20 protein-coding genes and 1 pseudogene are annotated in these 21,340 nt (G+C 61.3%); 9 read left to right on the forward strand and 12 right to left on the reverse strand.

What is annotated here, in order from left to right; genetic code table 11:
• Positions 1 to 14: 14 nt before the first annotated feature.
• Complete coding sequence (locus JJN09_RS12420) at positions 15 to 923, reverse strand: alpha/beta fold hydrolase (protein WP_249490393.1); 909 nt, start codon at positions 921 to 923, stop codon at positions 15 to 17.
• Between the two features lie 184 nt (positions 924 to 1,107).
• On the opposite strand from JJN09_RS12420, the gene JJN09_RS12425 reads away from it, so the two are divergent.
• A complete protein-coding gene (locus JJN09_RS12425; RefSeq protein ID WP_249490394.1) occupies positions 1,108 to 2,235 on the forward strand; it encodes a saccharopine dehydrogenase family protein in 1,128 nt (375 codons plus the stop codon).
• A 2-nt stretch (positions 2,236 to 2,237) separates the two neighbouring features.
• Entirely contained in the window at positions 2,238 to 2,729 is a 492-nt protein-coding gene (locus JJN09_RS12430) for a DUF2269 domain-containing protein (protein WP_249490395.1), read from the forward strand.
• Here JJN09_RS12430 and JJN09_RS12435 read toward each other — a convergent pair.
• Complete coding sequence (locus tag JJN09_RS12435; RefSeq protein ID WP_249490396.1) at positions 2,712 to 3,176, reverse strand: thiol-disulfide oxidoreductase DCC family protein; 465 nt, start codon at positions 3,174 to 3,176, stop codon at positions 2,712 to 2,714. The genes JJN09_RS12430 and JJN09_RS12435 overlap by 18 nt on opposite strands.
• A gap of 41 nt (positions 3,177 to 3,217) precedes the next feature.
• Positions 3,218 to 4,207, reverse strand: coding sequence for a zinc-dependent alcohol dehydrogenase family protein (locus JJN09_RS12440; protein WP_249490397.1), 990 nt, complete (start codon positions 4,205 to 4,207; stop codon positions 3,218 to 3,220).
• On the opposite strand from JJN09_RS12440, the gene JJN09_RS12445 reads away from it, so the two are divergent.
• The gene (locus tag JJN09_RS12445; protein ID WP_249490398.1) at positions 4,197 to 4,391 is read left to right on the forward strand and encodes a hypothetical protein; all 195 of its coding nucleotides are present in this window, start codon (positions 4,197 to 4,199) and stop codon (positions 4,389 to 4,391) included. The two genes, JJN09_RS12440 and JJN09_RS12445, sit on opposite strands and share 11 nt — an antisense overlap.
• A pseudogene (locus JJN09_RS12450) lies at positions 4,373 to 5,268 on the forward strand (LysR family transcriptional regulator). Before JJN09_RS12445 ends, JJN09_RS12450 begins: the two are co-directional and overlap by 19 nt.
• A 95-nt stretch (positions 5,269 to 5,363) precedes the next feature.
• On the opposite strand, the gene JJN09_RS12455 reads toward JJN09_RS12450, so the two are convergent.
• Together JJN09_RS12455 and JJN09_RS12460 are read right to left on the reverse strand one after the other, a co-directional pair.
• Positions 5,364 to 5,702 carry a hypothetical protein gene (locus JJN09_RS12455; protein ID WP_249490399.1) on the reverse strand — a complete coding sequence of 113 codons (339 nt, stop codon included), beginning with the start codon at positions 5,700 to 5,702 and terminating at the stop codon, positions 5,364 to 5,366.
• A 69-nt stretch (positions 5,703 to 5,771) separates the two neighbouring features.
• Positions 5,772 to 6,674 carry a LysR family transcriptional regulator gene (locus JJN09_RS12460; protein WP_249490400.1) on the reverse strand — a complete coding sequence of 301 codons (903 nt, stop codon included), beginning with the start codon at positions 6,672 to 6,674 and terminating at the stop codon, positions 5,772 to 5,774.
• A gap of 124 nt (positions 6,675 to 6,798) precedes the next feature.
• On the opposite strand from JJN09_RS12460, the gene JJN09_RS12465 reads away from it, so the two are divergent.
• Positions 6,799 to 8,241 (forward strand): aldehyde dehydrogenase family protein, encoded by a 1,443-nt coding sequence (locus tag JJN09_RS12465; RefSeq protein ID WP_249490401.1) that lies wholly within the window; start codon positions 6,799 to 6,801, stop codon positions 8,239 to 8,241.
• A gap of 12 nt (positions 8,242 to 8,253) precedes the next feature.
• On the opposite strand, the gene JJN09_RS12470 is transcribed toward JJN09_RS12465, so the two are convergent.
• A complete protein-coding gene (locus JJN09_RS12470) occupies positions 8,254 to 9,816 on the reverse strand; it encodes a sensor domain-containing diguanylate cyclase (protein WP_249490402.1) in 1,563 nt (520 codons plus the stop codon).
• Positions 9,817 to 10,041: 225 nt separating this feature from the next.
• Between JJN09_RS12470 and ycaC the strand changes: the two genes are divergently transcribed.
• On the forward strand, positions 10,042 to 10,674 hold the full coding sequence (gene ycaC, locus JJN09_RS12475) for an isochorismate family cysteine hydrolase YcaC (RefSeq protein ID WP_085708478.1): 633 nt from the start codon (positions 10,042 to 10,044) through the stop codon (positions 10,672 to 10,674).
• 55 nt (positions 10,675 to 10,729) lie between these two features.
• On the opposite strand, the gene JJN09_RS12480 is transcribed toward ycaC, so the two are convergent.
• The 5 genes from JJN09_RS12480 to JJN09_RS12500 all read right to left on the reverse strand — a co-directional run bounded on the left by JJN09_RS12480 (position 10,730) and on the right by JJN09_RS12500 (position 17,225).
• Positions 10,730 to 11,992, reverse strand: a complete 1,263-nt coding sequence (locus JJN09_RS12480; protein ID WP_249490403.1) for an FAD-binding oxidoreductase — start codon at positions 11,990 to 11,992, stop codon at positions 10,730 to 10,732.
• A gap of 4 nt (positions 11,993 to 11,996) precedes the next feature.
• Entirely contained in the window at positions 11,997 to 13,574 is a 1,578-nt protein-coding gene (locus JJN09_RS12485; protein WP_249490404.1) for an aldehyde dehydrogenase (NADP(+)), read from the reverse strand.
• Positions 13,575 to 13,641: 67 nt separating this feature from the next.
• Positions 13,642 to 14,589 (reverse strand): dihydrodipicolinate synthase family protein, encoded by a 948-nt coding sequence (locus JJN09_RS12490; protein WP_249490405.1) that lies wholly within the window; start codon positions 14,587 to 14,589, stop codon positions 13,642 to 13,644.
• 55 nt (positions 14,590 to 14,644) lie between these two features.
• Entirely contained in the window at positions 14,645 to 15,571 is a 927-nt protein-coding gene (locus JJN09_RS12495; RefSeq protein ID WP_249490406.1) for a 4-hydroxyproline epimerase, read from the reverse strand.
• Between the two features lie 22 nt (positions 15,572 to 15,593).
• Positions 15,594 to 17,225 carry an APC family permease gene (locus JJN09_RS12500; RefSeq protein ID WP_249490407.1) on the reverse strand — a complete coding sequence of 544 codons (1,632 nt, stop codon included), beginning with the start codon at positions 17,223 to 17,225 and terminating at the stop codon, positions 15,594 to 15,596.
• 235 nt (positions 17,226 to 17,460) lie between these two features.
• Between JJN09_RS12500 and JJN09_RS12505 the strand changes: the two genes are divergently transcribed.
• On the forward strand, positions 17,461 to 18,231 hold the full coding sequence (locus JJN09_RS12505; RefSeq protein ID WP_249490408.1) for an AraC family transcriptional regulator: 771 nt from the start codon (positions 17,461 to 17,463) through the stop codon (positions 18,229 to 18,231).
• A gap of 64 nt (positions 18,232 to 18,295) precedes the next feature.
• The gene (locus tag JJN09_RS12510; RefSeq protein ID WP_249490409.1) at positions 18,296 to 18,568 is read left to right on the forward strand and encodes a DUF4189 domain-containing protein; all 273 of its coding nucleotides are present in this window, start codon (positions 18,296 to 18,298) and stop codon (positions 18,566 to 18,568) included.
• A gap of 57 nt (positions 18,569 to 18,625) precedes the next feature.
• Here the strand turns inward: JJN09_RS12510 and JJN09_RS12515 are convergent, their stop codons facing one another.
• The gene (locus JJN09_RS12515) at positions 18,626 to 19,054 is read right to left on the reverse strand and encodes a hypothetical protein (protein ID WP_249490410.1); all 429 of its coding nucleotides are present in this window, start codon (positions 19,052 to 19,054) and stop codon (positions 18,626 to 18,628) included.
• A gap of 143 nt (positions 19,055 to 19,197) precedes the next feature.
• Here JJN09_RS12515 and JJN09_RS12520 point away from each other — a divergent pair, with 143 nt between their 5' ends.
• Entirely contained in the window at positions 19,198 to 21,324 is a 2,127-nt protein-coding gene (locus JJN09_RS12520; RefSeq protein ID WP_249490411.1) for a TonB-dependent receptor, read from the forward strand.
• Positions 21,325 to 21,340: the final 16 nt, after the last annotated feature.

Genomic DNA, 21,340 nt, shown 5'->3' on the forward strand with positions numbered 1-21,340 from the left:
GTCCGCCTCCAGCCTCAGCGGGTTATAAAGCTGCGAATCGCCTGTGTGGTTTCCACCGGCGCTTCTTCCATCAGCCAATGACCCGCGCCGGCGATCACCACTTCGGTGACGTTATCGGCGGCGTTGCGCATCACGATGGCTTCGTTGTTGCCGAAGGACTTTTCACCGCCGACGGCGAGGACCGGCATCGTCAGTTTGCTCTTTGACGACGCTTCGTTGTCCACAGCGTCCTGGCGAATCGCGCGGAATTGAGCGAAGGCCGCGTGCATCGCGCCGGGGCGGGCGTAGAGTCTGGCGTAATGCTGGCGGGTGGCTTCGTCGACTTTTTTCGGGTCGCCGGCGAACTCGTTCCAGAACCGATCGAGATAAATGCGCTCACGGCCGGCGACCAGCCGCTCCATGTCCGCGCCGCCAAAATCGAAGTGCCAGAGCATCGGCGAGCGCACGATGTCGTTCCACGGCGCAATGCCCGGAACCGGCGCATCCATCACCACCAGGCGATCGGTCTGTTGTGGATACCGCGAGGCATAGGCGAACGCGACCATGGTGCCGATGTCGTGACCGATGACGACCGAATGCTCAATGCCCAGCGAAGCCAGTACTGCGCGGATGTCTCCCGCCTGGGTCTTCTTGTCGTAGCCACCGTCGGGAATCGACGACAACCCCATGCCGCGCAGATCAGGGATCACCACGGTGTGATCCTTCGCCAGATCGGTGGCGAGTGGCACCCACATGTCCCCGGTATCACCAAAACCATGCAACAGCACCACCGCAGGGCCTTTGCCGCCGATGCGCGTGTGGATCTTCGCGCCGTCCACGGCAATGTCTTGCGTGCGGAACGACGCGGGGAACGGTTTTACGTCAGCATGGGCCGGAACACTCAGGGCCACCAGCAAGGAAGCGGTCAGCAAGGCGCGGATCATCACGGTGACTCCAGAGGTGTGGTGGGTGGAGCGTAGACCGGTTTGAGAGCGGTGCCGTTTGCCGCCGGGCATTTTGCATCGGCATTCGTTCCCGACTTGCCTGACCCGCCGATATCGGGGAAGCTCCCGCGAATCCTGTCTCGGGCAAGTTGGCTGTACGATCGAATCGTTAGGGAAGCGTTGAATGGCGTTCAAGGTGTTGGTGGTCGGTGGGTATGGAAACTTCGGTAGCATCGTCTGCCGGCATCTGGCGTCGATGCATGATGTTGATCTGGCGATCTCGGGTCGCGATCCGCACAAGTTGCAGCGCAAGGTCGAGGCGTTGCAAGCCGCGTCAGGCAAAACGTGCGCAAGTTGGTGCGGCGATGCCATGGGGCCGGGGTTCCAATCCGCATTGAGTACGATGGGGATTGAGCTGGTCATCCACACCGGCGGCCCGTTTCAGGGGCAGTCCTATGCGGTGGCCGAGAGTTGCATCGAGGCCGGTGTGAACTATTGCGACCTGTCCGACTGCCGAACCTTCGTCAACGGTATCGCTGTACTCGATGCGCGCGCGAAAGAGGCGGGCGTGGCGATTCTCAGTGGTTGCAGTTCGGTGCCGACGCTATCGTCAGCCATCATCGATCAGCAGCGGTATCGCTTTCAGCGCATCGACTCGATCGAGCATGGCATTTCCTCTTCCGCGAAGATGCCGGGGCTTTCTACGGTCGAGGGTGTGCTTGCCTACGCGGGCAAACCGATCAGGCAACTCAAGGATGGCCGGGTTCACGAGGTGCCGGGCTGGCAGGATCTGACACTGCGCAAGATGCCGCACTTGGGCACTCGCTTGCTGGCTAACGTCGACGTGCCGGACATGGACATTTTCGCCGGTCGTTATGGCGCCCGGACACTGAGCTTCAAGGCCGGTGCCGGGCTCAAGCTCGGCGGTGTCGCCAATGCATTGTTCGCCCAGGCCCAGAAGACGGGGCTGATTCGCGACCATGCGCCCTGGGCCGCGCGACTGCATCGCCTGGGCACCTGGTTCGAGCGACTCGGCGACGGCAAAAGCGCGATGTACATCGACGTGCAAGGCAGCGGGGTTGAAGGACAACCGCTGTCCATGACCGCTCAGCTGACGGCGTGGAATGACAAGGGCCCGGAAATACCGAGCTGCGCCGCTGTTGCCCTGGCCGCCAAAATGGCCCAGGGCTATGTGCCTGAATCCGGCGCCCGGCCCTGCGTCGGCGAAATCACCGTCGACGAATACATGGCCGCGATCAACGACCCTGAAAACCTCAGCCTGTCTGTGCAATTCTCTGACGAGCAGCGCTGACCATGCTTTACCTGTGCCTCAAGTACATTCATGTGATCGCCGCGGTTTTCCTGTTCGGATTCGGCATGGGTTCCTACCTTTACCTGATCGCCGCCAGCCGCACCGCCAACCCTCAGGTGATTGCTCATGTGGCGAGAATGGTCGTGCGCTTCGACGCCTGGATCACCACCCCGGCAGGCTTCATTCAGATCGCATCGGGCTATGGGCTGATCAAGCTGGTCGGCCTTCCGCTGACCACAGAGTGGGTGCTGACGTCGTTGATCATCTTTCTTTGCGTGGGATCGCTCTGGCTGCCGGTGCTGGTGCTTCAGAAGCGCCTGTACATGATGGCTTCGAGTGCGATCGAGACCGGAGGACGGCTTGAGGATGAATATCGGTCGGTGTACCGGAAATGGTTCTGGATGGGGGTGGCCGGTTTTCTGGGGATGTTCGTGATCGTCTTGATGATGGTGACGAAGATGACGCCCGTGCAGGTGCTAGGGCTGTTGCTGTAACGAAGCCTTCAGAAAACGTTGCTCATGATCGGGATCAGGCAGAAGACAGGTGTCATATTGTCCAAACAGCCGATAGCGATTCAGTGCAATACGATCGTAGGCCCAGTTCCGAAGCCCGCGCGGAAAAATGCGCAAGCACTGCAATGGACGCCAGCGGGCGGGCAACTGGGCAACGACTTCGAAAAAGGCGTCGGAGCGTTCCCAATAGTGTCGGCCGCGGATGACCGCCATGGTGTCGAACTGATCGAGGGGTAAATCTGCCCAGGCGAGCAGCGCCTGCCCTTCGGGAGACTGCACCGCTGCCAGCCGGACTCGCTGATGGCGGTCATGGCGAATCAGGAACTTCGCCCAGCCATTGCACAACTTGCAGACGCCATCGAACAACACCACTGTCTCGCCGGGTTTCAGCAGGGGAGCCGGTGAAGGGCGAATCCGGGAAACGGGCATAGACATCGGTCCATTGAGGCCTGGTTTCCCGGATCATATCCTTAAACGGTCACGACAATCTTGCCGACCTGCTGGTTGGCTTCAAGAAAGCGATGCGCGTCTTGAATGTCTTCGAGGGCGAACGTCTTCGCGATGATCGGTTGCAGCGCGCCGGATGCGAGGCCGTCGCTGATAAACGCCTTGGCTCGGGCCAGAGCGGCAGGATCCGCGACGACTTCCGCGTACAGGTAGCCCTTGAGGGTCAGGCATTTGCCCAGCACGGTGAACAATGGGAACGGCGTGGGCTCGGAGCTCAAGGCGCCGTACTCAAGCAGAATACCGCCCCTGGCCATGCTCTGGGTGAGCTGTTCGAAAGCGGGGCCGCCGATCGGATCGAACACCACGCGTGCGCCCTGGCCATCGGTCAGGGCCATGACGGCGGCGACGATATCCTCTTCATCGCTGACGATGACATGCGCGGCGCCGGCGTCCAGCAAGGCCTGTTTCTTGGCTCGGGTGCGGGTCACGGCAATCGAAGTCGCACCGACCATTCGGGCAATCTGGAAGGCCGCCAGGCCGACGCTGCTGGAAGCGGCAGTGATCAGCACAAAATCATTCTTCGTCAGTTTGGCTTGTTCGACGAGCGCGCCCCACGCGGTAACGTATTGCATCCAGGAAGCGGCGGCCTGTTCGAAGGACAGGTTCGACGGGTGTTTAACCGTCAGCTCGGCGGGCACGTTGGCCAGCTCGCCGTAGGTGCCCCATTTGGCGATGTCCAGCGGCGGAATCAGGCTGACGGTATCGCCGACCTTGAACTCGCTGACACCGGCGCCGACGGCAGCCACCACACCAGCCGCTTCATAGCCCAGACGGCTGGGAAACTGCGCTTCCTGCAAATAAGCATGATTGCGGAACATGACCTCGGCACGATTCAATCCGAAGGCTTTGACCTCGATTTGCACCTCGCCGGATGCCGGAGCCGGCACATCGACCGATTCCAGTTTCAAAACGCTTGCGTCGCCGTATTCATGAATCCTGACAATGCGTGCCATGTTTACCTCTTCTGTGATCAATGAGGCCGGTGTGACCGGCCGGAATTCGAGTGAAATTGCGCTTGTTGCAGTCGTGCGCGGCGTTGCCATGGCCGTCAATTTAGGCTTTGGCCTGCGCCAGATAAAGACCTACGATAGCGCAACACTAGAAACACAGGGTTTCCAATGGATCGCCTCACCTTGATGGCCGTCTTCGTCAAAGCGGTGGAGCTTGGCTCCTTCAGTGCAGTGGCGGATGAGCTCAATCTGTCCCCGCAACTGGTGGGCAAACAGGTCAAGATGCTTGAGCAGCATCTGGGCGTCTCGCTGCTCAATCGCACGACCCGCAAACAGAGCCTCACCGATTTCGGCCGCACGTTCTATCAACGGGCGAAGCTGATCCTGGCCGATATGGACGCCGCGGAAGAAATGGCCGCGATGACCCGAGGCGTACCCAGCGGCCGGCTCAGAATCAACGCGCCGGTCACCTTTGGCGTCAGCACGCTGTCGCCTCGGCTGCTGGAGTACATGGTCAGGTATCCGCAGGTGTCGGTGGATCTGACCCTGTCCAACGAACTCGTTGATCTGGTGGAGGGCGGGTATGACGTGGTGTTTCGAATCGGTGAGCTGTCCGACAGCGGCCTGAAGGCATTGCCTTTGAAGCCTTATCAAATGGTGCTGTGCGCGGCGCCTGCCTATCTGGCCAGACGGCCACCCATCTCGACGCCGCTGGATCTGCAGGAGCATGAATGCCTGGCGTTTGCCTATTCGGACGGTCGCTCTCACATTCGCCTCGAAGGGCCGGACGGTTGCATCGACGTGCCGATTAAAAGCAGATTGACGATCAATCAGGCCGACCCGTTGCTGTCAGCGGCGGTGGCTGGGCTGGGCTGGGGGTCGTGCTGTTGCCGTTGGAGCTGGTCAAGGATGCGCTGAGAAGTGGAACGCTGGTCGGGCTTCTGCCGGACTACAACGTTCCGGTCTCCCCGATGAATCTTCTGTATGCACCGGACCCTCGGCTGACGCCCAAGCTGCGAAGCTTCGTGGATTTTGCCAGGGCAGCGTTTGGCGCTGATGCGTGATAGGGCAGGACAAAGAAAGCAAAGAAAGCAAAAGAAAGGGGACAGATTTATTTAGCAAAGAAGAGACACACGAGCCGAAAACCCTCTGGCCAGCCTCACCACAGCAACGCTTCAACTTCATCAAATTTATCGGCGACCCTCAAACAGGTATCCGCCCATCCGCTGCTCATACCGAGTTCCTGCAAAGGTCCGGTCGGTGCGAACAGCAGGGCGACCGTCAATCGCTCCGGCAGAGTGCCGGCCTTCAAGGTGTGAATCAGGGCTTGCAGTTCCGTTTTCGCTTCGAGCTCATCAGCCCAGGACGACCAGCAGAAGTCGTTATCCGGAATCGACACCAGTTCGACGGCGGCCTCAAGTATGAGGATGAGTGATTCGATATTGGATTCACACTGGGCGGGTCCTTGGAGCAAACGACGCAGGTGACGAGTTTCCATCAGGCATTCCAGATACGGTTTCTACGTTAAATGAGGCAGGCATTGCCCCGTGTCGACTCATCGCCTGAATCAAACCAGATTGGGCCGCAACTCGTGCACCAGATCAATCAGCGCACGCAATCGCGCCGGCACGAAGCGATGGCCCGAGTAATAAAGCCGCAATCCGCCAAACGATGGACACCACGGCATCAGCACCGGCACCAACACGCCGCTTGCCAGTTCTTCCTGAATGAACCACTCGGAAATGAAACCGATGCCCAGGCCCAGCACCACGGCCTGTTTGATCGCCAGCAATTCGTTGAATACCAGGCGCGCCGGCAGATCCATCTGCAGTTTCTCGCCGTCGCGCTCCAATTCCCAGTGATAGAGGCCACCGTGGGCCATGCGCATGCCGATGCTTTGGTGGGTCAGCAGATCCCGCGGGTGCTCGGGCACGCCATGGCGTTCGAGGTACTCCGGCGTTGCCACCATGAGCATCCGGATGTCGGCTGACAGCGCCACTGCAATCATGTCTTGTGGTACGGACTCGGCCAGGCGAATCCCGGCGTCGAAGCCCCCAGCGACTATGTCGACCATGCTTGCCTCGCTGACGACGTCGATGCGCACCTCGGGATAGCGCCGAGCGTACTGATACAGCAGCGGCTCCAGCAGCAGGTAGGCCGCGCCGTGTGGTGCGTTGATGCGCAGTGTGCCGCTGGGTTCGTCGAGACCGACGCTGGCCTCTTCGCCGGCACTCTTGATCTGCGCCAGTGCCGGGGCGATGCGCTCCACATAGCGCTGCCCAATGTCGGTGAGGGCAACGCTGCGTGTGGAGCGATTGAACAGGCGCACCTTCAGGCGCGCTTCGAGGCCGGCCACTGCGCTGCTCACGGCCGTGGTGGACATGCCCAGCTCCTGTGCTGCGCCGCGAAAACTGTTGCGCCGGGCAACGGCCAGAACCACTTCCAGCTCGGTCATTCCTGTTCTGTGCATGGATTGTCCTGAAAATAGGGATGCTTCATCAGCAAAAGGATAGCTTATCGGAACAATCAACCCTTCTTAGACTTCGCTTCATCGAGGCTCGCTTCAAGCGAGTCATTTTGAGCGAGGAATTGCCATGCAGCGCATTGAACACATCTACATCAACGGCGAGTACGTCCTCCCACACGGTCAGGAATGGTTCGACCTCCATAACCCGAGCACCGAGCAAGTCATCGGTCAGGTGCGACTGGGCGATGCACTCGACGCCCAGCGCGCCATCGCCGCCGCCAAGGCTGCCTTCCCGGCCTGGTCTCGTACCTCGCGCGAGGAGCGCATCGCCGCCCTGCAGCGCATGCATAAGGCCGTGGCGGCCAGAGAGGAAGAATTGCTGGAAGCCATCCTTGAGGAGTACGGCTCGCCTGCGGTTCGCGGGCGCTGGATGGCGACGTATCCGGCGGATGTGATTGCGCAAGCGATCGAGGCACTGGAGGCGTTCGACTTCGAAGAGCAGGCCGGGATGGCCAAGGTCATTCTGACGCCCGTGGGCGTGACTGGCCTGATCACGCCGTGGAACAGCAATGCCGGCTTCATCTGCAACAAGCTGGCCACCGCACTGGCGGCTGGCTGCACCGCCGTCATCAAACCCAGCGAGATGAGCGCGTTGCAGACGCAGGTCGTGATCCGGGCGTTGCACGAAGCGGGGCTGCCACCGGGTGTCTTCAACATCGTCAACGGGCGGGGCGATGTGGTTGGCGAGGAAATCGCCCGCCATCCCGACGTTGCCAAGATTTCGTTCACCGGGTCGTCCGCTGTCGGTCAACATCTGGTCAGAACCGGCGCCGACACCCTGAAGCGCGTGACCCTGGAACTGGGCGGCAAATCGCCCACCGTGGTACTCGATGACGCGGATTTCCAGGCGATCATGCCGTTGGCACTGCACGCCGGATTTCTCAACAGCGGCCAGGCCTGCATCGCGGGCACGCGCATTCTGGTACCGCGCTCACGGCTGGCAGAGTTCGAGCAGGCTGCGAAGGAGGGCGTCGCACAGTTTCAATCGGGCGATCCGCGCAACGCCGACACCGATATCGGCCCGATGGTCAGCCAGAAACAATGGGAGCGGGTACAGCACTACATCCGAATCGGCCAGGAGGAGGGGGCGAGGTTGCTGGCGGGTGGCGAAGGTCGTCCGGCAGGCCTGCACGCCGGATGGTTCGTCAAACCCACAGTTTTTACGGACGCCAACAACCAGATGCGTATCGCGCGGGAGGAAATCTTCGGCCCGGTGCTGACGATCATCCCCTACGAGGACGACGCCGATGCAATCAGCATTGCCAACGATACGGATTATGGGCTGAGCGCTTTGGTGCTCGGGAAGAGCCACGAACGCTGTGTAAATATCGCCCGTCAGATCGATTCGGGACGCGTGCTTATCAACACTCTGGCCCATGAACCGCGCGCCCCTTTTGGTGGTTTCAAACACTCGGGCCTGGGACGCGAAATGGGTAAGTGGGGAATGAGCGCGTATCTGGAACCAAAGACGCTAATCGCGAATGCTCCGAAATCTGACCGCGAAGACTGACCGCTACCTCTATCACGCAGACTCATCCGCCGAACACCAGCGATTACGCCCCAACCGCTTCGCCTGATACAGGCAGGTATCCGCCGATTTCAGCAGCATGGCCGGCGTCACCGCGTCGTCCACCGGATGGCGGGTCGCAATGCCCGCGCTGGCGGTGACGTAACCAAGGGGATGTCCGGTGTGTTCCAGTTCCAGCGAGCGGATGGCTTGCAGGATGTCTTCGGCGACTTGAATGGCGCCGGCGTTGTCGGTGTTCGGCAGCAGCACGGTGAACTCTTCGCCGCCATAGCGGACGGCGAGGTCGCCGGGGCGTTTGACCGCTTGCTGGATCGCGCGTCCGACGGCGTTCAGGCAGTCGTCGCCGGCGGCGTGGCCATAACGGTCGTTGTAGCGTTTGAAGTGGTCGACATCGAGCATGATCAACGACAGCGACGAGCCCTGTCGGCGGGCCAGGCGAATCTCGTCCGCCAGTGCGTTGTCCAGGCGCCGACGATTGCCGAGGCCGGTGAGGCTATCGGTCAGAGCCATGTCGCGCATGGCCTGGTGCGCGGAACGGATTTCCCGCTCCATCGCGATACGCTGGCGCAACTGGCTCAGTACGATCAGCCCGAAACCGGCGAGGACCAGAATCAGGAAAATCAGCACGAAGCCGTTTTTCAGCAAGTCCCGACGCCACGGCGCGGTGATGGAATCTTTCGACAGGCCGGCTTCCACCACCAGCGGATAGGTGGTCAAGGCGCGATAGCCATACAGGCGCTCGGTGTCATCGACGACGGCCCTGATCTGGGCGATGCCTTCGTTGGAGGCGGGCAGGTAAGTCTTGAAGATCTCGCTGTTCGCCAGGCTTTTGCCCACCACGGAGGCGATGAAAGGACGGCGAACCAGAATCGTGCCGTCACGCATGGCCAGTACCAGCGCGCCTTTGTCATCGATCCGGAAATCGCCGTAATAATCGACGAAATAACTGACCTTGACCGTCCCCAACAGCACGCCTGCGAACGAGCCGTCGGGGTTGTTCAAGCGGCGGGAGATGGGAATGATCAGGTCATGGGTCGAGCGGCTCTCGACCACCTGGCCGATGCGCACTTGTCGATCTTCATGAGTGCGGTGGTACTGGAAATAATCGCGGTCGGCGTTGTTGGCCGTGTCCGGGGTGACCTCTTTGTCGGTCACGATCCAGTGGCCGTCCGGGCCGTAGATGAACAGGCCGTGCAGCTGCGGCATGATTTTCGATTGCTGCACCAGCAGCTTGTGAATGCGCGGGACATCGAGGTTCTGCAGACCGTCACCTTCGACGCGCTCGGCCAGCCCGGCGGTGACCACATCGACCTGGCGAATGGTGTCTTCGGCGTGTTGGGCGGTGGCGCGGGCCAGGTTGGTCACCGAATCGCGCGCGGATGCAAAGACCGACCGATAGTCACGCCACGTCCGCCAGCTCTCGACCGCCAGAAACGCGACGACCACAACCAGCATGAAGCTGACGGTCAGCCGAAAGGTCGTGCCGGCCTTCACGGCCTTGCTGGCGGGGCGCTGCGCCTTGTTTGCAGTTGGCTCTTGCGTGTTGCGTCCGAGCATCAACTTTTCCTTGGATGTCGTTCTGAACGTAATGCTGGCGAATATTATGACAAGGATCGGCAAGAAGTTCGGAGCAGCCTTGTCATTGCTCATTACTTTGGCTGAATTGTCTCGTTTGAGTTGACGGTTAAACGCTTTGCAGGCGATTTATCACTTTCAGGCGAGTCATTAATCTGTGCCCATCTTGAACGCAAGCGAACTTCCACAACTAAAAAGGGATTCAACATGAGCACTGCAACCTACAACCGCCTGAACAAAGACGACGCCGTGGTTCTGCTGGTCGATCACCAGACCGGTCTGATATCGCTGGTTCAGGACTTCTCGCCGAACGAGTTCAAGAACAACGTGCTGGCACTGGCCGACCTGGCCAAATTCTTCGAGTTGCCGACCATCCTCACCACCAGTTTCGAACAAGGTCCGAACGGCCCGCTGGTGCCGGAGCTCAAGGAAATGTTCCCGGATGCGCCGTACATTGCCCGCCCGGGCCAGATCAACGCCTGGGACAACGAAGACTTCGTCAAGGCCATCAAGGCCACCGGTCGCAAGCAGATCATCATTGCCGGTGTCGTGACCGACGTGTGCGTAGCGTTCCCGACCTTGTCGGCGCTGGCGGAAGGGTTTGACGTGTTCGTGGTGACCGATGCCTCCGGCACCTTCAACACCACCGTGCAACAAGCCGCCTGGAACCGCATGACCCAGGCCGGGGCTCAGATGATGAACTGGTTCTCGGTGGCCTGTGAGCTGCACCGCGACTGGCGCAACGACATTGAAGGGCTGGGCAACCTGCTGTCGCAGCGGATTCCGAACTACCGCAATTTGATGAATGGCTACGCGGCGCTGACGGCTCGTCAGGGTTGATCGAATACTGCAAAAAATCGAAAGGCCTGCCCTCAAAAGCAGGCCTTTCTTTTTTTCAGAAACGATCCAGCCTGTAAGGCTCGACACTCGGCAGTTCCACACTCCGAGTCGCAGCCAGCGGTGAAACCATCCGCTCGATCATCTCCGCCGTTACCGCCGCCTGGGTCAGCCCCAGATGCTGATGACCAAAAGCGAGCAGTACCTTGCCGTCGTTTGTCTGATCGATGATCGGCAGCGAGTCCGGCAGCGACGGCCTGAAGCCCATCCACGGTGTGGCCGCCTCGGCACTCAACTCATTACGGAACAATCCCTTGCTCAACCGATGCAACTGCCAGGCGCGCGCCATGGTCGGCGGCGCCTCAAGCCCGGCGAACTCGACGGTGCCCGCCAGCCGCAAGCCTTCGGACATCGGCGTCATGATGAACTTGCGTTCCAGTGATGTGACGGGGAAGGGCAGCCGGTTGTGTTCCTGAGGCAGCATCAGGTGATAACCGCGTTCGGTGTCCAGCGGCACTTTCTTGCCGGTCAGCGCTGTCGTCAGCTTTGCCGAGTGGGCACCGCAGGCGATCAATACCCGACGGGCACTCATGTTGCCGGTTCCGGTATTGAGCGAAACGCCCTGTGCATCCAGTTGCCCGCCCTCGACCCGTTGCTTCACAAACTGCACGCCGCTGGCCTTCGCGGCGCTGACCAGTTCACACACCACCCGGTACGGATCGATGAAGTGCCCGGTGCTCGGGAAAAACAACCCGCCCTGAAGGTGTTCGCTCAGTTGCGGTGCGCTGTCACGCACCGCAGCTGCCTGCCATAAATCGACTGGGACCTGCTGCTGACGCAAGCGTGCCTGCAACGCGTCAATGGCCGGGCGCGAGTCGGGACGTTCGAACACCAGCAGCGAACCTTCCACTTTCAGCAGGTCGGGGCGCTGGATGTCACCGAGCAACCGGTGCCAGGCCTCCAGCGAGCTTTCATTGAGCGCTCGCAGACCCGCCACCGTGCGCTGGAACGGCGCCGATCGCAGATTCAGCAACAGTCGAATGAACCAGGGCATGGCGTGGGGCAGGTATTTCCAGTCCAGGCGCAGCGGCCCCATCGGGTCTATGAGCATGGTCGGCAAGCGTTTGAGGATCGACAGATCGGCAATCGGAAACACTTGCTCGGTCGCCAGGTGCCCGGCGTTGCCGAACGATGCGCCGTGGCCCGGCTCCTGCGGGTCGATCACGACCACCTGCAAACCCTGTCGCGCCAGACGCAGTGCGCAGGCAACGCCGATGATGCCGGCGCCGACCACGGCGATGTCATGGGTGATGTTCGGCATGGTTTCAGGCTTCCCTCTGGCCATCGAGCAGGCGTCGCAGTGCCAGTGGATTTGCCTGTTTGAGTGCGGCTGGCAGCAAGGCGTCGGGGAAGTCCTGATAGCAGACCGGGCGCAGGAAACGCAGGATCGCTGCCGTGCCGACCGACGTGGTGCGCGGATCGGACGTGGCCGGGAACGGCCCGCCATGCACCATCGCATCGCAGACTTCGACACCTGTCGGCCAGCCGTTGACCAGCAAGCGTCCGGCCTTGCGTTCCAGCGTCGGCAGCAATGAACGGGCCTGATCCAGATCCTCGTCATCGAGATGCAGGGTGGCGGTCAGTTGACCTTCCAGCTGTTCGAGCACCTGACTGAGCTCATCGTGGCTGGCGCATTGCACGACCAACGACGCCGCGCCAAAGGCTTCGGCTTGCAGCGCGTGATCGGCAAGAAAATCCGCAGCATCGGCGACAAAGACATGGGCCTGACCCTGGTTCGGACCGGTTCCTCTCTGACCGACCACTGCAAGGCGTGCGCGCGGGTTTTCCGCCAGTGCATTCACGCTGGACTCGTAGGCATTGAAGATGCCGGGCGTGAGCATGGTCTGGGCCGGGCTGCGCTGGATGAGTTCGGCGGCGGCGCCAATGAAGGTGTCCAGCGCCGGCCCCTCGAGGGCGATCACCAGGCCGGGATTGGTGCAGAACTGCCCGGCGCCCAGCGTGAGCGAGGCGACAAATCCTTCGGCCAGCGCTTGCGGGCGATTGTGCAACGCGGCGGGAAACAGCAACACCGGGTTGATCGAACTCATTTCCGCATACACCGGAATCGGTTCGGGGCGAGCCTGAGCCGCTTTGATCAGCGCGAGGCCGCCACTGCGCGAACCGGTGAAACCCACCGCTTTGATGCGTGGGTCGCTGACCAGCGCAATGCCGACTTCGCGCCCGGAACCGTACAGCAACGAGAACACGCCCTCAGGCAGACCGCACGCCTTGACGGCCCGAGCCACTGCGCGGCCGACCAGTTCGCTGGTGCCGGGGTGGGCGCCGTGGGCCTTGACGATCACCGGGCATCCGGCGGCCAATGCCGAAGCCGTATCGCCGCCAGCGACGGAGAAGGCGAGGGGAAAATTGCTCGCGCCGAACACCGCCACCGGTCCCAGTGCTATCTGACGCTGACGCAGATCCGAGCGTGGCATTGGCTGACGCTGTGGTTGGGCGCTGTCGACGCGCACATCCAGCCATTCACCGGCTCGTACAGTGCGAGCGAACAGCCGCAATTGCTGGCAGGTACGCCCGCGTTCGCCCAACAGGCGAGGGCGCGGCAGGCCGGTTTCGGCCATGGCGCGTTCGATCAACTCATCGCCGAGGGCTTCAATTTCGTTGGCGATGGTTTCGATAAATTCGGCGCGTGCGTCCGGCGCGGTTTCGCGATAGCGGTCGAACGCAGCCCAGGCCAGAGCACAGGCTTGTTTGACATGCTCGGCGGAGCCGCCGGCGTAAGCGGGTTCCAGCGGTGTATCGGTGGCCGGGTTGATCCCTTGGATGATGTCGCGATCGCCCGCGATGGTTTGCTGACCGATCAGCAGTTTGCCCGTAAGAGACATGGCAGGTTCCTGGAGAAGAATGAAGGCCCGCCGCGGGTGTGGGCGGCGGGCTGAAGCGAGCAGCCGGTCAGGCGAAGTTCTGTTCCGCCGACCAGTTTTCGTACCAGTGACGGAACAGCGTGTACTGGGCTTCCGCGTAGCGACGTTGCGAGTCGCTGAGGGCATCGGTCTCGTTGAAATGCAGGGTGTATTCCTTGTCGCCGTTGAGCACCATCAGGTGTTTGTAATACAGCACCAGATCCGCGCCTTCATCGAAGGACGACAGCACCGCCAGCGCCGATTCCAGCTCCCGCGCCTGGCGCCGGGCCTTGGCATCGCCCTTGGCCGCTTGCTTGCTCAGCGCCACCAGTTGCAGCACTTCGCGGGGCAGGGCGTTGCCGATGCCGGTGATCGCACCGGTGGCGTTGCAGTTGACGAAACCGTGCACGACTTGAGTGTCGACACCGACCATCAGCGTTACGTCATCGTCCTTGGAGGTGATGTTTTCGGCGGCGTAACGCAGGTCGGCGGCACCGCCGAATTCCTTGAAGCCGATCAGGTTCGGATATTCGCGGCGCAGTTCGAAGAACAGGTCGGCGCGGGTCGCGAAGCCGTAGTAAGGGCTGTTGTAGATCACCGACGGCAAGTTCGGCGCGGCCTGCAAAATCGCGGAAAAGTGGGCCTTTTGCGCGGCGAGCGAAGCGCCACGGGACAGTACCCGTGGAATCACCATCAAGCCCTGAGCACCGACTTTTGCGGCATGGGCGGCATGGGAAACCGCTTCACGGGTGTTGATGGCGCCAGTACCGACGATGGTCGGAATACCGGCAGCCACCAGCCGCGCCACGCCTTCCTGACGCTCGGCCTCGGTGAGCAGCGGCCAGTCACCCATGGAACCGCAATAGACCACGGCGCTCATGCCGGTATCGATCAACTCGCGACCCTTGGCCACCAAGGCGTCGAAGTCCGGTTTGCGTGCGGCGGTGCACGGGGTCATCAAGGCGGGCATGCAGCCGGTGAAGATGTTGTCGCTCATTATTGTTCTCCTTGGAACGGTCATTCAGATAGGTTTGGAAAAGCAGCGCGGCGGCTCAGATGCCCCACGCGAACGGATCTGTTTCGTCGATCAGCAGCGTGCTGTCGGCGGTCATGTAGGCGCGGCCGGTGATGAACGGGCGCACGCGTTCACCTTCCCATTCGAAGCGACCTTTGAACTGGCTGCCGGTGATGCTGGCCTGCACCCAGCGCTCGCCAGACGCAAGTTTTTCGTCGGCGGCCAGGCACGCGAGTTTGGCGCTGGTGCCGGTGCCGCAAGGGGAGCGGTCGTAGGCTTTGCCGGGACACATGACGAAGTTGCGGCTGTCGGCGTGGTCGTCATCGGCGAACAGTTCGACGTGGTCGATGACCGCGCCGTCGTCGCCATGAATGCCTTGGTCTTCGAGGGCCTTGAGCATTTTCCAGGTGAAGTCGGTCAGGGTTTCGACGTTGTCCATCGTCAGCGTCTGGCCGTGTTCGGAAACCAGGAAAAACCAGTTGCCGCCATAGGCGATATCACCGAGGAAGCGGCCGTATCCCGGCACCTCAACCGCCACTTGTTTGCGCAATCGATAAGCCGGCACGTTGCCGAGGGTCACGGCGCCGTCCTCATGCAACGTCGCGCTGACCGGGCCGACCGGCGTGTCGATCTTGTGCACGCCCGGCGCGATCAGCCCCAGGTGCTGCAAGGAGGCGATGAGGCCGATGGTGCCGTGGCCGCACATGCCCAGATAGCCGGCGTTGTTGAAGAAGATCACGCCGCAGGTGGCGTCCGCCGACACCGGCTCGCAATACAGCGCGCCGACCAGTACATCGTTGCCGCGCGGCTCTAGCAGACAAGCTCGGCGCCAGCGGTCGTGCTGATTGCGCAGGGCATCACGCTTTTCGGCCATGGTGTTGCCGGACAGATCGGGGAAGCCTTTCATCACCAGACGCGTGGGTTCGCCGCCGGTGTGCGAATCAATGACGTGTACTCGTTTCATGATCGTGTCCCTTCAAGAGATTTCAATAAGCGCCGGCAGCGCGCGGGTTGGCAGCGGAGGCCGGGGACGTCGAAGTGACTTCGCTTTCATCCTCTTCGGACTCCAGGCGCAGCAGATGCGCCGGTACGCCAGTGGCGGCGCCCCAGTAATAAATGCCGGTGGCGAAAGCGGCGACGACCAGTGTGTCGAAAGGGTGGGCGAGGATGCCCAGACCACCGAAGGTGCCGAGTTTCGACAGGACGATGGTCACGGCATAGAACGCGATCAGCCACGCAGATGAGCGCACTTGATGGGCAAGGCTCAGATGTTGGGTCGGCACGAAACGACCACACAGCAGGTACACGACAAACATCAGGATTTGCAGGCCGAGCAGCCAGGACACGGTGTCCCAACCCGACCAATAGACGATCAGCGCCGCGATGATGAACGACACCGGCCCCAGCACACCCATGCACTTGACCCGGAACGGGCGCGGCATGTCGGGCGCATTGCGACGCAGTGCGGCGACGGTCACCGGCGCCACGGCGTAGCTCAACACCAGTGCGGCAGACACCACGTTGATCAGCGCTTCCCAGGACGGGAACGGCAGAGTCCAGAACACCGACAGGGCGAAGGTCAGCCACAGCGCCGGGCGCGGGATGCCGGACTTCTCATCGATGCGGGTGAAGACCTTGAAGAAGGTGCCGGTCTGTGCCCAGCCGTAGATCACCCGAGGTGTGGCGTTCATGTAGATGTTGCCGCAACCGCTTGGCGAGATCACCGCGTCCGCGACCACCAGATAAGCCAGCCAGCCCACGCCAAGTGCCAAGGCGATGTCGCGATACGGCAGGGCGAATTCCTTGGAAACTCCGGCCCAGCCATTGGCGAGCAGTTCGGTAGGAATGCCGCCGAGGAACGCCGTTTGCAGCAACACGTAGATTGCGGTGGACAGCAGCACCGACAGGATCAGCGCGATCGGAATGGTGCGCTGGGGATTTTTCACTTCGCTGGCCACCGAGATAATCGGGGTGAGGCCGAGGTAGGCGAAGATGACGCCGCCGGCGGAAACAGCCATCTCGATGCCCGAGAGCCCGAAGGGGGCGAAGCCTTGAACCTGGAAGTTCTCGGGTTTGAAGAAGGTGAACAGCACACCGATCACCAGCAGCGGCACGATGAACTTGAATACGCTGACCAGGTTGTTGGCCTTGGCGAAGGTTTTCACGCTGCGGTAGTTGAGCAGGAAGAACACGCAGAGCAGGCCGAACTGCACCAGCCAGCCCAGCAACGTCGGATCACCACTGCCGGTTTTGGTCAGGCCGGGAAACCACGCCGCCGCATATTGGCGAGAGGCAACCACTTCGATCGCCACCAGGCTGGAAAACGCGATCAGCGTGATAAAACCCATCAGATAACCCAGCAGCGGGCCGTGGCTGTAGACCGGATAACGCACCACACCGCCGGCCCGGGGCAACGCCGCGCCCAGTTCGCAGTAGACGATGCCCAGCAGCAACACGGCGAAACCGCCCAGCAGCCAGGAGAAAATCCCCGCCGGCCCGGCAATCGCGGAGACGTGACTGGCCGCGAACAACCAGCCCGAACCGAAGATCGCCCCGAGCCCGATAAAGGTGAGGTCGATCAGTGAAAGTTGTTTTTTGAACTTGCCTTGGCCTGACATGGCATCGCCTTCTTGTGAGTTATTGGATAGGCAGGTGTGAAGTCACTGGAACGGCTAAACAGTGAACTCATCAGGCGTCGGGCGATTGATGTTTTGCGCAGGTCTGGATGACGAAATCAGCACAATTGCGCTGAGCGATGGCAGCCCTCGACAGGCAGGGGACGTTGTTGCAATCTGCAAGCGAACGCCACACGGCAGGTCGTTGGCCGATCCACCCGCGAAGGAAAAACTGACGATGCAGAGCGCGTTTGCGATCCTGTGTCAGGGCGATGAACGTCATCGCCCCGAAACCCTCGAAGCGCTGCTGGCCGGCGTGGCGGCGCTGTTGCCGATGCTGGATGTGATTCCGAACGCGGCGATTTTCATCAAGGATGTCGAAGCGCGGTACGTCATGGCCAACCGCACGCTGGTGCAACGCTGCGGGTTGAAAGACCTGAAACCGTTGCTCGGTAAAACCAGTGCGCAGGTATTCCCGGCGCAACTGGGGCCGGGCTACACCGAGCAGGATCGTCGGGTGCTGGAAGAAGGGTGGGTGCTGGAGGATCAGCTGGAGTTGCACCTCTACGGCAGTCGCGAACCGGGCTGGTGCCTGACGCATAAACGACCGCTGTACAGCCGCGACGGCGCGATCATTGGCCTGGCAGGGATTTCGGTGGATCTGCAATCAGCCAGCGAAACTCACCCGGCCTTCGAGCGACTGGCCGCTGTCGACGAACACATCCGCGCGCATTTCAATCGCCGGGTGACGCTGGGTGAACTGACCCGGATCGCCGGTATCTCGGTGGCGCAGCTGGAGCGTTACTGCAAACGCGTGTTCCACCTGACGCCACGGCAGATGATCCAGAAAGTACGGCTGGAGCATGCCCATCGCTTGTTGCACACCGACATGCCGATCACCGAGGTTGCACTGCAATGTGGCTATACCGATCACAGTGCTTTCACCCGCCAGTTCAAGGCCTCGACCGGATTCACGCCGCGTCAGTATCGACAGGCGACGGAACAATGAGCGGCTCCCGGGTCATGGCGGCTAGACTGAACACATCAACTCCCCTTGCTGCAGGTGAAACGAGATGAGCGAAACCTGGGTACGCCGATGCTCGTATGGCCTGTTCGCGATCCTGCTGACGTTGACGGCGTCCTGTTCGAGCAAGGCTCACTACGCGACCACCGGTGATCGCTGCTATGCCAAAGCGGTGCCGACGATGGGCGAGGGTGGCCTGGCCTGGGGATCGACCCTGGGCCAGGCACAGAAAAAATCCATGAACAACTGCATGCGCTACGCCGGCCGCTCCGGCGGCACGCCCAGTACCTGTCAGGTGGTGGTGTCCAAGTGCAAGAATTGACGAGGGGATCCAGTCGCCACATTGAAGATCAGTGGCGCTGGTGGCTTTAGGACAGGGTTACCGCGCGCGTTTCAACGACTGCGAAAGGGCCTGCTTGGCGATCAACGAGGCAACGTCCTTGGCACCGTAGCAGCGAAACTTAACGCTGTACGTGTCGGTGTCCAGACGAACGACTTTCGTCACGAAACCGCCTTCAACGACGACCTTGCGAATCGATGTCATCGGCACTTCGACGTCCAGTGTCCCGTCCTGAGCCATGCGATTCATGGCATTGGCATTCAAGTGAACAGCGTTCTGGGTCACGGTCACTTTGCCGCCCACCCACAACCCACCGTAATGATTTCTGAACCCTTCAAGCACGCCGGCCAGCACGCCGACATTGCCGCTGCCGACGACTTCGTAGAACTCGCCCACATCCTCGTAGTTCACTTCGGCGTCGGTCACCAGAAAATTGGCCATCTTCGACTTCAATACGGCTTCGGCCATCCCTGCATCTCCTTTGTTTAATCAAAATCCAGAATTTCAGCCGCCTGTTTACCTGACAAAAAACAAAATCGCCATGTGTTTACTTCGTTCATTCATACGTCGCAGTTCTCACTGCCCGTTACTGTCTGTCTGGAGTTCCCTCGATGCCCTCGCTCAAAACACTGCCCGCTGCATTGCTGGGGCTGGCCCTTGCTTGTCCGGTCGAAGCCGATTCTCAGGGCATGGAGTTGGGGCAGGTGTTGATCGGGGCTGAGGACCAGAACGGTGAAGACCTTTCGCTGGAGGAGGCCAAGGCCCGGTTGGCACAGGTGCCCGGCGGCACCAACGTGGTCGATATGCGCCGCCCGATGCAGGGGAGGGTGGCAAGCAATCAGGATGTACTCGCCTATCAACCGGGGGTGTATGCCCAGTCGGCGGGCAACGAAGGGGTGAAAATCTCGATTCGTGGTTCGGGCATCAATCGGGCGCCTGGCGCTCACGCGTCGGGGCTGTACACGATGCTCGACGGTCTGCCGCTGACCGGCCCCGGCGGTACGCCTTATGAGTTGCTGGAACCACTGTGGCTCGATCATGTTGAAGTGCTGCGCGGTGCCAACGGTTTCGACCGCGGCGCGCTGGCCCTCGGTGGGGCGGTCGATTACGTCAGCCACACCGGCTACGACGCGCCTCTGTTGAATGTGCGTTACGTCATGGGCAGCCACGGCTATGCCCAGCGGCAAGTCAGCTCGGGGCAGGTGCTCGGCGACTTCGATTACTACCTGTCGATGACCGATGCGCACTCCGACGGTTATCAGGATCACACCGCGAGCAAGAGCCAGGGTGTGATTGCCAACTTCGGCTATCGCTTCAATCCGAATCTGGAAACCCGCTTCTACATCCGCCACCGCGAGACCGACAACGACCTCGCCGGACGGGTGACCAAGCACTCCATCGAACACGATCCGCGTGCTGCCAACCCGGCCTACGTGACGCGCAACGACAGCCGCGATCAACCCGGCAGCACCTTCATCGGCAACAAGACCACGTACTACATCGACGACGATTCGAGCATCCAGACCGGTCTCGTTTATCACGATTACCCGATGGACCTGCGCGAAGGTCCGAACCGTTTGAAGGTCGCGTACACCGATGTCAGCGGCACATTCGACTACAAGCGCCGCGACACCCTCTGGGGGATGGAGAGCAACAGCACCGTGGGCCTGCGGGTGACCAAACACCTGCCCAACGATGGGGCCAGCGAGCTGGTGCGGATTCCCACCGGCAACACCGCCGGTTACGCGCCGGGCACGCACATGCGCGACTTCACTTATCAAGGCTCGGACACCGTTCTGCACTTTGGCAATGACCTGGAGATCGCCGACGACCTGTGGCTGACCACCGGCCTCGCCGCGATCTACACCCGCCGCGAAAGTGCCGTGACCTATCCGGAAGGCGGCGGCAAGACCAGCCTCGGCGACTGGGATTACGCGCCACGTCTGGGTCTGCGTTATCAGGTGACGCCGGACCTGCAACTGTTCGCTAACCTCAGCCGCTCGGTCGAAGCGCCGCATCCGTGGTCGCTGATCTACAGCTCGAACATTCGCTTCCCGGCCGGCAGCGGCGCCGCCACCGGCACCCAGCGCGACCCCATTAAACTGCAAAACCAGACCGCAACCACCCTGGAACTCGGCGGCCGTGGCGACAGCTCACTCGGCGAATGGAGCCTGGCCTGGTATTACGCCCAGGTGCGCCACGAATTGCTCTCGGTATTGCCGGACGCCAACGCCACCACGCCTTATGAACTCAATGCCAGCCCGACCGTGCACCAAGGTATTGAAGCCAGCCTCAACAGCAACCTGTGGTCAGCGAACGATGGCGGCAAGTTGAGCTTGCGCCAGGCCTATACCTTCAGCGATTTCCACTACCGCGACGACGATCGCTTCGGCGACAACCGCTTGCCCGGCCTGCCGATGCATTACTACCAGGGCGAACTGCGCTACGACTTCCCGCAGGGCTTCTTCGCCGCCGTCAACACGCAACTGGTATCGAAAGTGGCGGTGGATTACGCCAACAGCTACTACGCCGATCCCTACGCTACCTTCGGCGCGACCCTCGGTTACAACGCACCCAAAGGCGACTGGCAGACCTGGCTGGACATGCGCAACCTGACCGACAAGCACTACGCCGCTACCGTTACGCCGGGCTATGACGATAAAGGACTGGATGCCGCACGCTCAACGCCGGGCGAGGGCATGGCGATGTATGTCGGGGTGTCGTGGAGTTTGCTTTGAGGCTGGTGCTTGAGTG

Origin of the sequence: Pseudomonas sp. HS6 (assembly GCF_023375815.1) — a bacterium.
Classification (GTDB): domain Bacteria; phylum Pseudomonadota; class Gammaproteobacteria; order Pseudomonadales; family Pseudomonadaceae; genus Aquipseudomonas.